Origin of the sequence: Pseudomonas sp. B16(2017) (genome assembly GCF_002113205.1) — a bacterium.
Taxonomy (GTDB): Bacteria; Pseudomonadota; Gammaproteobacteria; order Pseudomonadales; family Pseudomonadaceae; genus Aquipseudomonas; species Aquipseudomonas pharyngis.
Window position 1 is genome coordinate 251,170 of sequence record NZ_NEKA01000009.1, and the last position, 13,238, is coordinate 264,407.

The window sequence follows — 13,238 nt, forward strand, 5'->3', positions numbered from 1 at the left end:
TCATGGGTTGCAGCCGATCGACTTTCTTTATGCAGCCGTGTTGTGCAAAGTCAGGCTATGTAGCCCCGGTGTCATCGCCATGAATGTTTGGTGATGCTTATATGACAGCCCACGAGGAGCCTCTGATGACCTGGTCGACCCTGCTTGAATGTCGCGAACGCCTGCCCGCCGTTGCCGACCTGGCCGAGGGCTTCGCCACGTTGCTGCAGCAACTGGGCAGCGTGACGCCGTTCGAACTGGCGGTGGCGGGAGGGCGGCGAATGGCGACGCCGGGGCTGGCGTTTCTGGTGGGTTATCAGGCGGCGTTGCGCATGCTCTGGCCGAGCGCGCCGCCGAGCCTCGGCGCGATGTGTGCGACCGAGCAGCGCAGCCTGCGCCCGGCGGACATGCAGACCCGGCTCACGGATCTGCGCCTCACCGGGCAAAAGGATTTCGTCACCGCCGGCGATGCGGCGGACTGGCTGCTGATCGCCGCGCGCAGTGAACAACCCGGCGAATCACCGCGCCTGAGCCTGGCGGTGGTGTACCCCGGCGAACCCGGCGTGCGGGTGGAAAAACTCCCGGCGCTGCCGTTGATGCCGGACGTCAGCCATGGCCGGCTGCATCTCGACGATGCGTTGTGCGAGTTGCTCGCGGGGGATGGCTGGGATGCTTACGTCAAGCCGTTCCGCACCCTTGAAGACGTTTACGTGTTGAGTGCAATGACCGCGTGGTTGTACGGCGTCGGTCAGGACAGCGGCTGGCCCCAGCCGCTGCAATTGCGCTTGCTGGCGCTGCTGGCCGGGTGCGCGGAGGTCAGTCGCCAGCCGCCGAACAATCCCGCCGGGCATGTGTTGCTCGGTGGTTTGTTTGCGCAGTTCGACGGGCTTAAAACGGAAGTCGATCAGGCCCTGCGCAACGGCGATCCTGAGTGGGCGGCGATGTGGCAGCGCGATCAGTCGGTCATGCAACTGGCGGCGGGTGCGCGGGCCAAACGCCTGGCCAAGGCGTTGGCGGCAAACCAAAACACATCTGTCATGAACGCCGGCTAGTCTTCTCAGGTTCATCCCCAGAGCTCTCACCATGTTCAAAGGCCTGTCCCTGTTTCTGCTGCTGATCAGCTTCACGGTTCAGGCCGAACAATGGCCGGGCGAGCAATGGCCGACCGGCGCGAAACTCACCGGCCCAGCCGTCGAGGCACTGGAGGCCTATGCCTTCCCGACCCGCGATGACAGCACCCGCAAAGGCATCCGCACCGACGCCTTGCTGGTGATCCGCGACGGCCAGCTCATCTACGAACGCTACGCCGCTGCGGCCACCGCCGACACGCCGCACCTGACCTGGTCGATCAGCAAAAGCCTGATGGCCACGGTGCTCGGCGTGGCGTACGGCGAAGGCCTGTTCAAGCTCGATGACCCGGCCGCGAAATATTACCCGGTGCTGGAAAAACACCCGGCCGTCACGATCAAGGATCTGCTGCACTGGGCCTCCGGCATCGACTGGCAGGAAGACTATGAATACGCCCCGTTGAAATCCTCAGTGGTGGCGATGCTCTACACCCGTGGCCACCGCGACATGGCCGCCTTCACCGCCAATCACGACCGCTACGCGCCAGCGGGCCAGGCGTTCCGCTACTCCAGCGGCGACAGCAATCTGTTGGCAGCGGCGCTGAAAACCATCGTCGGTCCGCAACGTTATCCGGACTATCCGTGGACAGCGCTTTTCGATCCCTTGGGCATCCGCCATGCCACGTGGGAAACCGACGCGACGGGCACCTTCGTCGCCTCCTCCTATGCCTATATGACGGCCCGGGATCTGGCGCGAATCGGCCTGCTGATGGAACGGGACGGACGCTGGAACGACCGGCAGTTGCTGCCCAAGGATTGGGTCGCCTTCAACCGCCAACCCTTCGCCGGCTACAAGGCTCATCAGGACGAAGCCGTGCCCGGCGGCCAGTGGTGGCTCAATCGCCCGGCAGACGGCGCGCCCTCTCCATGGCCCGACGCACCGCCCGACACCTTCGCCGCCCTCGGCCACTGGGGCCAGGCGCTGTACGTGATCCCGAGCGAAAAACTGCTGATCGTGCGCTACGCCGATGACCGCGACGGCAGTTATCGTCACAACGAATTGCTCAAGCGCGTGCTCGGGGCGGTGCGGCCATGAAAGTGTTCAGACGCATCCTGCTGGTGCTGTTGATCGTGCTGTTGGGCTGGGGCTGGCACGAGCGCGAAAACCTGTGGGCCTTCCCGGACATCATCAGCGCCTACACCGCCAAGGAATATTGCTCGTGCCGCTACGTCATGAACAACGACGCCGAGTATTGCCGGGGCTACGTGAAGCAGTGGCTGCCCAGCGAACTGACCGATGACCGCACGCAAAAAATCGTCACCGCCAGCGGCCTGGGACGCAGCAACAGCGCCCAATGGTTAGGCGAACGGCAGGGCTGTCGCCTGCAACCCTGATCCGGTTCCACCCTGTGGAACCACATTCGATTGTCCTCTCGCGTGTCTCGCGGTTATCTGGCGGTGAGCACGACCTGCCGTTCACGTGTCGTGAAACAACACCGAACAACAAGACCGGGAACACCCGCGCGAGGAGATCCGTCATGCCCCGACATCAGCACATTCTGGCCTGGCTCAACGATGTGGCCGGCGACCTGCACGCCACCCGCCAGGACATTCACGCCCACCCTGAACTCGGTTTCGAGGAAAGCCGCACCTCGGCGCTGGTCGCCAGGTCGCTGGAAGAGTGGGGTTATGAAGTTCACACCGGGGTCGGCAAGACCGGCGTGGTCGGCGTGCTGCGCAACGGCAGCAGCACACGCAGACTCGGGCTGCGGGCCGACATGGATGCGCTGCCGATCATCGAGAACACTGGCGTCGCCTACAGCAGCCGGCATCAAGGCTGCATGCACGCCTGCGGCCACGACGGGCACACCGCGATGCTGCTCGGCGCGGCGCGTTATCTGGCCGCGACCCGTCAGTTCGACGGCACCCTGACGCTGATTTTCCAGCCCGCCGAAGAGGGCCAGGGCGGGGCCGAAGCGATGCTTGCCGATGGCCTGCTCGAACGCTTCCCGTGTGATGCGCTGTTCGGCATGCACAACATGCCGGGCCTGCCGGCGGGACATCTGGGCTTTCGCGAAGGGCCAATGATGGCTTCGCAGGACTTGCTCACGGTGACCATCGAAGGCGTTGGCGGTCACGGCTCGATGCCGCATCTGGCGGTGGATCCGTTGGTGGCCGCAGCCAGTGTGGTGATGGCTTTGCAAACCGTGGTCGCGCGCAATATCGATGCGCAGCAGGCGGCGGTAGTGACAGTCGGCGCGCTACAGGCCGGCGAGGCTGCGAACGTGATCCCGCAACAGGCGATCCTGCGCCTGAGCCTGCGTGCGTTGAATGCCGAAGTCCGCGTTCAGACACTGGACCGCGTGCGCTCGATCATCGAGTCCCAGGCCGAAAGCTTCGGCTGCACCTCGACCATCGAACACCGCCCGGCCTACCCGGTGCTGGTCAACCACGCCGCCGAAACCGAGTTCGCTCGTCAGGTCGGCGTCGAACTGGTGGGCGCCGATGCCGTCGATGGCAACACTCCGAAACTGATGGGCAGCGAAGACTTCGCCTGGATGCTCCAGCGCTGCCCCGGCGCGTACCTGTTCATCGGCAACGGCGTGGCGCGGCCGATGGTGCATAACCCGGCGTACGATTTTAACGATGACATTCTGCTGACCGGCGCGGCGTATTGGGGCGCGCTCACCGAGAGCTGGCTCAAGCCGGCCTGATTTCTTCACTTTTTGCTGCCGCTGGAACGCAGGTGCGCACGCGCCTGCGTGGTCAACCCACAGCTTCTGGAGAGTCCCCATGCAGACTTCGAACGCAGGCGTTTCGCGCACCCGGCAAGTGGTCGCCGCCGTCATCGGCAACGCCCTGGAATGGTACGACTTCATCGTTTATGGCTTTCTGGCGAGCATCATCGCCCGGCAATTTTTCCCGTCCGACGACGACTACGCCTCGCTGCTGATGGCGCTGGCGACCTTCGGCGTCGGCTTTTTCATGCGCCCGGTGGGCGGCATCCTGCTCGGCATCTACTCCGACCGCAAAGGGCGCAAAGCCGCGATGCAGATGATCATCCGCCTGATGACCGTGTCCATCGCCCTGATCGCGTTCGCGCCGAACTACGCCGCCATCGGCATGGGCGCGCCGTTGCTGATCGTGGTGGCGCGGATGCTTCAGGGCTTTGCCACGGGAGGCGAATATGCGAGCGCCACGGCGTTTCTGGTGGAGAGCGCGCCGGCCCATCGCAAGGGTTTGTACGGTTCGTGGCAACTGGTCGGGCAATGCCTGGCGGTGTTCAGCGGCGCAGCGATGGTGGCGCTGGTCACGCACCTGTTTTCCCCAGAAGCGCTGGACAGTTGGGGCTGGCGGATTCCGTTCGTGCTCGGCCTGTTGATCGGCCCGGTGGGCTTGTGGATTCGCAAGCACATGGAAGAGCCGGAAGAATTTCTCGAAGCGCGCAAGAAAGCCAAAGGCGCAGCGCCGGGCCTGTGGCGGGTGCTGCGCGAACATCGCCGCAGCCTGTTGGTGTCAATGGGCCTGGCGTGCGGGGCGACGGTGTCGTTCTACGTGGTGCTGGTGAACATGCCGACCTTCGCCCACAAGAACCTCGGCCTGCCGCTGGATCAGGTGTTGCTGGTGCAAATGCTCGCGGTAGCGCTGATGACCGTGGTGATTCCATTGTCCGGCGCGCTGTCGGATCGCCTCGGTCGGCGGCCGGTGCTGATGGCCTTCACCCTGGCGTTTTTCGTCATGGTCTATCCGCTGTATGTGTGGGTGGCGGCGGCGCCTTCGATCGAGCGCCTGCTGGTGATGCAACTGCTGCTGTGCGCGGCGATTGGCGGGTTCTTCGGCCCGGCGCCGACGGTACTGGCCGAGCAATTCCCGATTGAAGTGCGCTCCACCGGCGTGTCGGTGGCCTACAACGTGGCGGTGATGGTGTTCGGTGGTTTCGCGCCGCTGATCGTCACCTGGCTGAGTAAAGTTCTGAACACCCCGGTGGCGCCGTCGTTCTATGTCTTGTTCGCTTGCCTGCTGACACTGCTCGGTACTTACTGTTTGCAGGAGGCACCACGCGCGAAGAAATCCGTTGCGCTCAACCTGGGAGTGAAACCGTGAGTCCGTTGGCCATTGATCCGATTGTCGCCCTCGATGCCGATGCGCTGTCCCGGGTGATCCATGCCCGCAAGGTGTCGTGCCGCGAGGTAATGCAGGCCTACCTGACGCACATTGATCGCTTCAATCCGGCGGTCAATGCGCTGGTTTCTCTGCGTCAGCAAGACGTGCTGCTGCGCGAGGCCGATGAGTGTGATCGGCAACTGGATCGCGGCGAATCCCGAGGCTGGATGCACGGCATGCCCCAGGCGATCAAGGACCTGGCGGCCACCGCCGGGTTGCGCACGACCCTCGGCTCGCCGCTGTTCGCCGAGCAAGTGCCGCAGCACGATGCGATCAGTGTGGCGCGGGTTCGCGACTGCGGCGCGATCATCATCGGCAAGAGCAACGTCCCGGAGTTCGGCCTCGGTTCGCAGACCTACAACAGCGTGTTCGGCACCACCACCAACGCCTACGATCCGAGCCTGATCGCCGGCGGCAGCAGCGGCGGGGCGGCAGTGGCGCTGGCCCTGCGCCTGCTACCGGTGGCCGACGGCAGCGACATGATGGGCTCGCTGCGCAACCCGGCGGCGTTCAACAACGTGTTCGGCTTCCGACCGTCCCAAGGCCGCGTGCCCCATGGGCCGATGCCGGAAGTGTTCGTCCAGCAACTGGCCACCGAAGGGCCGATGGGGCGCACGGTCACCGACGTCGCGCGATTGCTCTCGACCCAGGCCGGCTACGATCCGCGCGTGCCGCTGTCGCTGGCCGATGAACCACGGGACTTCAGCCTGGATCTGCAACAGGACTTCAGAGGCCTGCGTCTCGGCTGGCTCGGCGATTACAACGGCTATCTGCCGATGGACGACGGTGTGTTGAGCCTGTGCGAAGCGGCGCTGGCGGATTTCAGCACCCTGGGTTGTCACGTTGAGGCCTGTCAGCCGGACTTTTCCATGGAACGTTTGTGGCAGACCTGGCTCACGCACCGGCATTTTCTGGTTCAGGGCAGCCTCGGCGCGGCCTATGCCGACCCGCAAAAGCGCGCGCTGCTCAAACCCGAAGCGCAATGGGAAATCGAGGGCGGTCTGCGTCTGACCGCTGCCGAGGTCTATCAGGCGTCGGTCGCGCGCAGCGAGTGGTATCGCGCGTTGAGCGAGTTGTTCGAGCGTTACGATTTTCTGCTGCTGCCCACCGCCCAGGTGTTCCCTTTTGATGCACAGCAAGCGTGGCCGCGAGTCGTCGGCGGGCAGACCATGGACACCTATCACCGCTGGATGGAAGTGGTAATAGGCCCGACGTTGGCGGGGTTGCCGAGCATCAGCGTGCCGGTCGGTTTCAACCCGGCCGCGTTGCCGATGGGCCTGCAAATCATCGGCCCGGCCCAGGCGGATCGGGCGGTGCTGCAACTGGCCTATGCTCATGAACAGCTGACCCGCTGGGTCGAACGGCGACCGCCGGCATGCCTGCAATCGGCCTGAGCGGCCCGCATCTTGCTGCACGAAGTGATCTTTCATTCGTATCCATGGAGGTCGAACACATGGGCAGCAAGGCAGACACCGGCAGCGTGCGCTCGGTCGAACGGGCGCTGGCCATCGTCGAGTTGCTCGGCGAGCATCAGGCGTTGGGGCTGGAAGAGTTGCACTACCTGACGACTCTGCCCAAGGCCACGGTGTCGCGCATGCTCGCGACCTTGCAGGAGCAGGGCTGGATCTATCGCGGCCTCAGCGACCGCCGCTACCGGTTGTGCGCCAAACGGCTGTTCGGTGATCGACAGCAACGCTTCAAACGCCACCTGGTGGAAAGCGCCGCGCCGATGCTGCTGGAGCTGAGCGAGCGTACCGGGCTGGTGGCGGATCTGTCGTGCTTCGACGGCGAACGGGTTGAAGTGATGGAAAGTGCGATTCCGCAGATCTTGCGCAAACGCTATCCGAACAACTGTCAGATCGTTGGCCATCACGCCAGCCTGTTTCATTCGGCCATGGGCCGGGCCTGCCTTGGCGAACTCGACAGCCAGGACGTGAAACGTCTGGCCGAGCGCGAATTGGCGGATGACGGTGTATTGCAGGCCACCGAACAAGCCTTGCATCAGGGCTTCGGCCAGCGCACTGAAGGTTATTGGGAATACCCGGTGCGCCTGCCGTTCCTGATTCGCGCGGTGGCGTTGCCGATTCGTGCGCAAGGGCGGCTGGTCGGCAGTATGGCGCTGCACTGGCCAATGGATCAGGCGCCGGTGGAACGGGTGCTGAGCCTGCACCTCAACAGCCTCGCGTCGACCATCGGCGAGGTGCAGCAGGCATTGGCCTGAGTGTTTGCACAGACTGACAGTTTGCAATAACGCCAAGGCCAGTTAAGGTTCGTGCACGTTTATCGGCCCCACGAGTTTTCAATGTTCAACCGTTCTCTGTGCAACGCCTTCGCCGGCCTGCTGCTGGGCGCCGCTGCGCTGCCGGTCCAGGCCAATTGGTATCTGGACGGCGAGTCGTCGCGGCTGTCGTTCGTCAGCACGAAAAACGCCAACGTGTCCGAAGTGCAGCGTTTTCTGGTGCTGCACGGCAAGGTCGATCCCGATGGCCGCGCCGTGGTCGAAGTCGAACTGGACTCGATCAACAGCGGCATCCCGCTGCGCGACGAGCGCATGCGCAAGGAGTTGTTCCAGATCGAACAATTCCCCGAAGCGACCATCACCACCCAGATCGACCTGCGCCCGATCAACGATCTGGCCCCCGGCGCGCAGCTTGAATTGCGCCTGCCGCTGACCGTCAATCTGCACGGCAAACAGCACGAATACCCCGCCGAGCTGCTCGCCACGCGCCTCGATGACCGACGCTTTCAGGTGGTGACCCTGGAGCCGCTGGTGATCAGTGCCGAGGATTTCGATCTGCTGCCAGGGCTGGAAAGCCTGCGCAACATGGCCGGCCTGTCGGCCATCAGTCTGTCGGTGCCGGTGGGTGCGGTGCTGATCTTCACGGCGCGCTGACATGCGCGGCGCGGTGTTTCCGTGGCGTGATGGCAATCGCTTCGAGCTGTTGATCGACGGCCCGCAATTCTTCCCGCGCATGCTCGACGAGATTGCCCGCGCCCGCGAGCAGATCGAACTGGAGCTGTATCTGGTGGAGGCCGGTGCCTGTGCCGAAACCATCGTGCAGGCGCTGGTGCTGGCGGCGGAGCGGGGCGTGCGGGTGCGTTGCCTGTTCGACGACTACGGCAGCCTCGCCTTCACCCTCACGTTGCGCCGGCGGCTGACCGGAGCCGGGGTCGAGCTGCGTTTTTACAACCGGCTGAACTGGCGGCGCTGGGTCGGCAATTTCTATCGCGATCATCGCAAGCTGTTGCTGGTCGACCAGCGTCTGGCGGTGGTTGGCGGGACCGGGGTCACCGACGAGTTCTGGACGCCGGGCCACGACACCAGCGAATGGCACGAGGTCATGGTGCAGATCACCGGCCCGCTGGTGCTCGACTGGCAATTACTGTTCGACCGCCAATGGATCGCCAACCGCCATCGCCGGGCCTGGCGGCCCAACGCGCATTTTGGTCTGCCACGATTGCCGCGCGTGCCGGACACGGGGGAGGGCATGGGCCGCGTGGCCTACGCCGACGCCCGCCAGCATCGGGACATTCTGCAATCGCTGTTCCGCGCGCTGAACAGCGGCCAGCAGCGGATCTGGCTGGCCACGCCGTACTTCCTGCCGACCTGGAAGATCCGCCGTTCCCTGCGCAAGGCCGCCGCCCGTGGCCTCGATGTGCGTCTGCTGCTGACCGGGCCGCGTACCGATCACCCGTCGGTGCGTTATGCCGGGCATCGCTACTACCCGCGCCTGCTCAAGGCCGGGGTGAAAATCTACGAGTACCAGCCGTGTTTCCTGCACCTGAAAATGGTGCTGGTGGACGACTGGGTCAGCATCGGTTCGTGCAATTTCGATCACTGGAATCTGCGCTTCAATCTTGAGGCGAATCTGGAAGCGCTGGACCCGTCATTGACGGCAGCGGTGGCGGCGAGTTTCGAGAAGGACTTCGGCCTGAGTCAGCAGGTGAGCCTGGAGGAATGGCGGAAACGGCCACTGTGGCGGCGGGTGAAGCAGCGGATCTGGGGCTGGGTGGATCGGGTGGTGGTCAACTTGCTCGACAGGCGCGGATAACTCTGATTCCGAGCATTCCATAAGTCTAATGTGGGAGCGGGCTTGGTCCGGGCGGCTCCCACATTGTTTACGCAGTGTTACTTACAGCAACTCAAAGCTCTGCTGCGTCACGTCCTGGGAATCCAGGCCGATCTGCACGTTGAACTTGCCAGGCTCGGCCGCGTACTTGAGCTGGGCGTTGTAGAACTTCAGGTCATCTTCGGTGATGGTGAAGTGCACGACTTTCTGCTCGCCGGCCTTGAGCATGATTTTCTGGAAGTTCTTCAGCTCCTTGACCGGACGGATCATCGACCCGGTGACGTCCTGGATATACAGCTGCACTACGGTTTCGCCGTCACGCTTGCCGGTGTTCTTGACCATGACACTGGCGTCGAGCTTGCCGGTGGCGTTCAGGGTGGTCGAGGACAGCGCCATGTCGCTCAGGCTGAAATCGGTGTAGCTCAGACCGAAACCAAACGGGAACAGGGGACCGGTGGTGTCATCGAAATACTGCGAAGTGTAGTTGCCCGGTTTGCCCGGCGTGAACGGCCGGCCAATGCTCAGGTGGTTGTAGTAGGTCGGGATCTGGCCCACGGAACGCGGGAAGGTCACCGGCAGTTTGCCCGACGGGTTGTAGTCGCCGAACAGCACGTCGGCGATGGCGTTGCCGCCCTCGGTGCCGCTGAACCAGGTTTCCAGAATCGCGTCGGCCTGTTCCTTCTCCTCGAGGATGGTCAGCGGACGACCGTTCATCAGCACCAGCACCAGCGGCTTGCCGGTGGCTTTCAGGGCACGGATCAGCTCGCGCTGGTTTTCCGGGATGTTCAGGTCGGTGCGGCTCGACGATTCGTGGGACATGCCACGGGACTCGCCCACGGCCGCGACCACCACGTCAGCGTCCTTGGCGGCTTTCACCGCTTCGTCGATCAACACGTTGGCCGGGCGTGGGTCATCGACCACTTCCGGCGCGTCGAAATTGAGGAAGTTCAGGTAGTCGAGCACCTTCTTGTCGCTGGTGATGTTGGCGCCACGGGCGTAGATCAGGTTCGCCTTGTCGCCGATCACATTGCTCATGCCATCAAACAGGGTCACCGATTGCGCCGGACGACCGGCGGCCGCCCAGCTGCCCATCATGTCGATCGGGGCCTTGGCCAGCGGGCCGACCAGCGCGACTTTGGCGGTTTTCTTGAGCGGCAGGGTTTCGTTCCGGTTCTTCAGCAGCACCAGGCTGCGACGCGCCACTTCACGGGCGTCGGCGCGGTGCAGGCGACTTTCGGCGTAGGTGTCGGCCGGATCGTCTTCAGCCTTGCCGATGCGCAGGTACGGGTCCTTGAACAGGCCCATGTCGTACTTGGCGGCGAGGACTTCACGCACGGCGTTGTCGATGTCTTGCTGTTCGATCTCGCCGGACTTGAGCAGCCCCGGCAGCTCTTTGCCGTACAGGGTGTCGTTCATGCTCATGTCGATGCCGGCCTTGATCGCCAGCTTCGCCGCTTCCCGACCGTCGCGGGCCACGCCGTGCTTGATCAGTTCGAAGATCGCGCCGTGGTCGCTGACCGCCAGGCCCTTGAAGCCCCAGTCCTTGCGCAGCAGATCGTTCATCAGCCAGATGTTGGCGGTGGCCGGGATGCCGTTGATCGAGTTCAACGCCACCATCACGCCGCCGGCGCCAGCGTCGATGGCTGCGCGGTACGGTGGCAGGTAGTCCTGGTACATCTTCACCGGGCTCATGTCGACGGTGTTGTAGTCGCGACCGCCCTCGACCGCGCCGTACAGGGCGAAGTGCTTGACGCTGGCCATGATGCTGTCGGCCGCGCTCGGCGTGTCGCCCTGATAGGCCTTGACCATGACTTTGGCGATGCGTGAGGTCAGGTAGGTGTCTTCACCGAAACCTTCGGAACTGCGGCCCCAGCGCGGGTCGCGGGAGATGTCGACCATCGGCGCGAAGGTGATGTCGAGGCTGTCGGCGGCGGCTTCCTTGGCGGCAACGCGCCCGGACTGGCCGATGGCGTCCATGTCCCAGCTAGAGGCCAGCGCCAGCGGAATCGGGAAAATCGTACGGTGACCGTGGATCACGTCGTACGCGAAAAACATCGGAATCTTCAGCCGGCTGCGCATGGCCGCGTCCTGCATCGGACGGTTTTCCGGGCGGGTGATCGAATTGAAGGTGCCGCCGATGTTGCCGGCGGCGATCTCTTTGCGGATCAGCTCGCGGGGCATTTCCGGGCCGATGCTGATCAGGCGCAACTGGCCGATTTTCTCGTCGAGGGTCATCTGTTTCATCAGATTACTGATGAACGCATCCTTGTTTTCCAGGGGGACCGGGGTCGTGGCGGCCAGTACTTGATGACTGGCCAGGCTGACGAACAGGCCCAGCAAACACAGCTTCTTCATGAATAGTTTTCTCAAGGGCCTAAACGGCGTTACAACACCGGCCAGCCAAAATGTAGGGAGCGACTATTGTTGTTCGGGTGCTGATTCAGAAAACGACAGCCGAATGTACGTCGAACGTTTCGGCGACGTGATCGCGCAGGGCCTCTTTTTAGCCCATCGGCCCGCCGCAATCCAGTGGCGGGGGCGATTATGCCCCAACCGTCGGCTGAGAATGTTTCGCGATTCATTATTCATGAAATGTGCAAGGGAGCACCCGTCCGATGAATGTCAGTCCTGTCTACCGCTCGCGTTTGCAGGTCGCCACCCTGCTGGTGCTGGCCACGTTGTTGACCGCCTGCGGCATCAACAACATCCCCACCCTCGACGAACAGGCCAAGGCTGCCTGGGGCCAGGTGCAGAACCAGTATCAACGGCGTGCCGACCTGATCCCCAATCTGGTGGAAACCGTGAAGGGCTATGCCAAACACGAGGAAGCAACCCTGACCGCCGTGATCGAGGCCCGGGCCAAGGCGACGTCGATCCAGGTCGATGCCAGCACCCTCGACAACCCGGAAAAGCTCAAGCAGTTCCAGCAGGCCCAGGATCAGCTGACCGGTGCATTGAGCCGGTTGATGGTGGTGTCCGAACGTTATCCGGACCTGAAAGCCAACCAGAACTTCCTCGCCCTGCAATCGCAACTTGAGGGTACGGAAAACCGCATCGCCGTGGCGCGTCGGGATTTCATTCTGGCGGTGCAGAAATACAACACCGAGATCCGCACCTTTCCCGGTCGTCTGTGGCACAGCGTGATGTACAGCAATTTGCCGATACGCGAGACCTTCGAAGCCACCAGCCCCGGCGCGGACAAGGCCCCGGAAGTGAAGTTCTGAGCCGGGGATGCCCATGCGTGTGTTGAAGATGGGCCTGGTGCTGATGCTGTGGCTGTTTGCCGTCAGCGCCCGGGCCGAGTTGACCTTTCCGGCGCTGACCGGGCGGGTGGTGGACGATGCGCAGATGATCGAGCCGTCAGTGCGCGCGCAACTGAGTCAGCAGTTGCAAGCCCACGAACAGGCGACCGGCGAACAGTTGGTGGTGGTGACACTGCCGAACCTGCAAGGCGCCACCATCGAGGACTATGGCGTCGAACTCGGCCGGCATTGGGGCATCGGCCAGAAGGACAAGAACAACGGCGCCCTGTTGATCGTCGCCCGGGACGAGCGCAAATTACGCATCGAAGTCGGCTACGGGCTGGAGGACCGGCTGACCGACGCCCAGAGCTCGGTGATCATTCATCAGGTGATCACGCCGTCGTTCAAGGCCGGCAATTTCAGCAAGGGCATCAGCGACGGTGTCGCGGCGATGCTGGTGGTGCTGGGTGGCAATCCGCTGGACGAGCCGTCCACGGTGTATGAATCGGCCGGCGATCCTGCGGACGATTTCGTCTCGCGGCACCCGGCGTTGTTCGTATTTCTGGTGATGTTGTTCATCCTGACTGTTTTTGTCTGCCAGATGCTCGGTATCCTTCCCGCCGGCCGGGGCGGCTCCGGAGGAGGGGGCGGCTTTGGTGGCGGTGGATTTGGCGGCGGGGGCGGCGGCGGGGGCTTCAGCGGTGCCGGTGGCAGTT

At 63.6% G+C, this 13,238-nt stretch carries 12 protein-coding genes; 11 read left to right on the plus strand and 1 reads right to left on the minus strand.

Going from position 1 to position 13,238, the window contains the following annotated elements; genetic code table 11:
- Window positions 1-125: 125 nt before the first annotated feature.
- The 9 genes from CAG25_RS17925 (at window position 126) to CAG25_RS17965 (ending at window position 9,262) form a co-directional block, all read left to right on the plus strand.
- Entirely contained in the window at window positions 126-1,031 is a 906-nt protein-coding gene (locus tag CAG25_RS17925) for an acyl-CoA dehydrogenase family protein (RefSeq protein WP_085612390.1), read from the plus strand.
- Window positions 1,032-1,062: 31 nt separating this feature from the next.
- On the plus strand, window positions 1,063-2,142 hold the full coding sequence (locus CAG25_RS17930; protein ID WP_085612391.1) for a serine hydrolase: 1,080 nt from the start codon (window positions 1,063-1,065) through the stop codon (window positions 2,140-2,142).
- Entirely contained in the window at window positions 2,139-2,441 is a 303-nt protein-coding gene (locus tag CAG25_RS17935) for a hypothetical protein (RefSeq protein ID WP_039771461.1), read from the plus strand. Before CAG25_RS17930 ends, CAG25_RS17935 begins: the two co-directional genes overlap by 4 nt.
- A 143-nt stretch (window positions 2,442-2,584) precedes the next feature.
- Window positions 2,585-3,760: a M20 aminoacylase family protein gene (locus tag CAG25_RS17940; RefSeq protein ID WP_064594011.1), complete on the plus strand. Its 1,176-nt coding sequence runs from the start codon at window positions 2,585-2,587 to the stop codon at window positions 3,758-3,760.
- 79 nt (window positions 3,761-3,839) lie between these two features.
- A complete protein-coding gene (locus CAG25_RS17945; protein ID WP_085612392.1) occupies window positions 3,840-5,150 on the plus strand; it encodes a citrate-proton symporter in 1,311 nt (436 codons plus the stop codon).
- Window positions 5,147-6,604 carry an amidase gene (locus tag CAG25_RS17950; RefSeq protein WP_085612393.1) on the plus strand — a complete coding sequence of 486 codons (1,458 nt, stop codon included), beginning with the start codon at window positions 5,147-5,149 and terminating at the stop codon, window positions 6,602-6,604. Before CAG25_RS17945 ends, CAG25_RS17950 begins: the two co-directional genes overlap by 4 nt.
- A 59-nt stretch (window positions 6,605-6,663) precedes the next feature.
- Window positions 6,664-7,431 (plus strand): IclR family transcriptional regulator, encoded by a 768-nt coding sequence (locus tag CAG25_RS17955; protein ID WP_085612394.1) that lies wholly within the window; start codon window positions 6,664-6,666, stop codon window positions 7,429-7,431.
- A gap of 81 nt (window positions 7,432-7,512) precedes the next feature.
- Complete coding sequence (locus tag CAG25_RS17960) at window positions 7,513-8,103, plus strand: YceI family protein (protein ID WP_085612395.1); 591 nt, start codon at window positions 7,513-7,515, stop codon at window positions 8,101-8,103.
- Window position 8,104: 1 nt separating this feature from the next.
- Complete coding sequence (locus CAG25_RS17965; protein ID WP_064594021.1) at window positions 8,105-9,262, plus strand: phosphatidylserine/phosphatidylglycerophosphate/cardiolipin synthase family protein; 1,158 nt, start codon at window positions 8,105-8,107, stop codon at window positions 9,260-9,262.
- 81 nt (window positions 9,263-9,343) lie between these two features.
- On the opposite strand, the gene bglX is transcribed toward CAG25_RS17965, so the two are convergent.
- Window positions 9,344-11,635 (minus strand): beta-glucosidase BglX, encoded by a 2,292-nt coding sequence (gene bglX, locus CAG25_RS17970; RefSeq protein ID WP_085612396.1) that lies wholly within the window; start codon window positions 11,633-11,635, stop codon window positions 9,344-9,346.
- A gap of 260 nt (window positions 11,636-11,895) precedes the next feature.
- Between bglX and CAG25_RS17975 the strand changes: the two genes are divergently transcribed.
- Window positions 11,896-12,504: a LemA family protein gene (locus CAG25_RS17975; RefSeq protein ID WP_039771481.1), complete on the plus strand. Its 609-nt coding sequence runs from the start codon at window positions 11,896-11,898 to the stop codon at window positions 12,502-12,504.
- A 13-nt stretch (window positions 12,505-12,517) separates the two neighbouring features.
- Window positions 12,518-13,238: YgcG family protein (locus tag CAG25_RS17980; protein ID WP_085690984.1), on the plus strand; the 721-nt coding region annotated here is incomplete at its 3' end.

Coding starts and splice junctions, on each gene's coding strand:
- CAG25_RS17930 (WP_085612391.1), top strand. CDS start 1,063: ATGTTCAAAGGCCTGTCCCTGTTTCTGCTGCTGATCAGCTTCACGGTT.
- CAG25_RS17945 (WP_085612392.1), top strand. CDS start 3,840: ATGCAGACTTCGAACGCAGGCGTTTCGCGCACCCGGCAAGTGGTCGCC.
- CAG25_RS17925 (WP_085612390.1), top strand. CDS start 126: ATGACCTGGTCGACCCTGCTTGAATGTCGCGAACGCCTGCCCGCCGTT.
- CAG25_RS17940 (WP_064594011.1), top strand. CDS start 2,585: ATGCCCCGACATCAGCACATTCTGGCCTGGCTCAACGATGTGGCCGGC.
- CAG25_RS17960 (WP_085612395.1), top strand. CDS start 7,513: ATGTTCAACCGTTCTCTGTGCAACGCCTTCGCCGGCCTGCTGCTGGGC.
- CAG25_RS17935 (WP_039771461.1), top strand. CDS start 2,139: ATGAAAGTGTTCAGACGCATCCTGCTGGTGCTGTTGATCGTGCTGTTG.
- CAG25_RS17955 (WP_085612394.1), top strand. CDS start 6,664: ATGGGCAGCAAGGCAGACACCGGCAGCGTGCGCTCGGTCGAACGGGCG.
- bglX (WP_085612396.1), bottom strand. CDS start 11,635: ATGAAGAAGCTGTGTTTGCTGGGCCTGTTCGTCAGCCTGGCCAGTCAT.
- CAG25_RS17965 (WP_064594021.1), top strand. CDS start 8,105: ATGCGCGGCGCGGTGTTTCCGTGGCGTGATGGCAATCGCTTCGAGCTG.
- CAG25_RS17975 (WP_039771481.1), top strand. CDS start 11,896: ATGAATGTCAGTCCTGTCTACCGCTCGCGTTTGCAGGTCGCCACCCTG.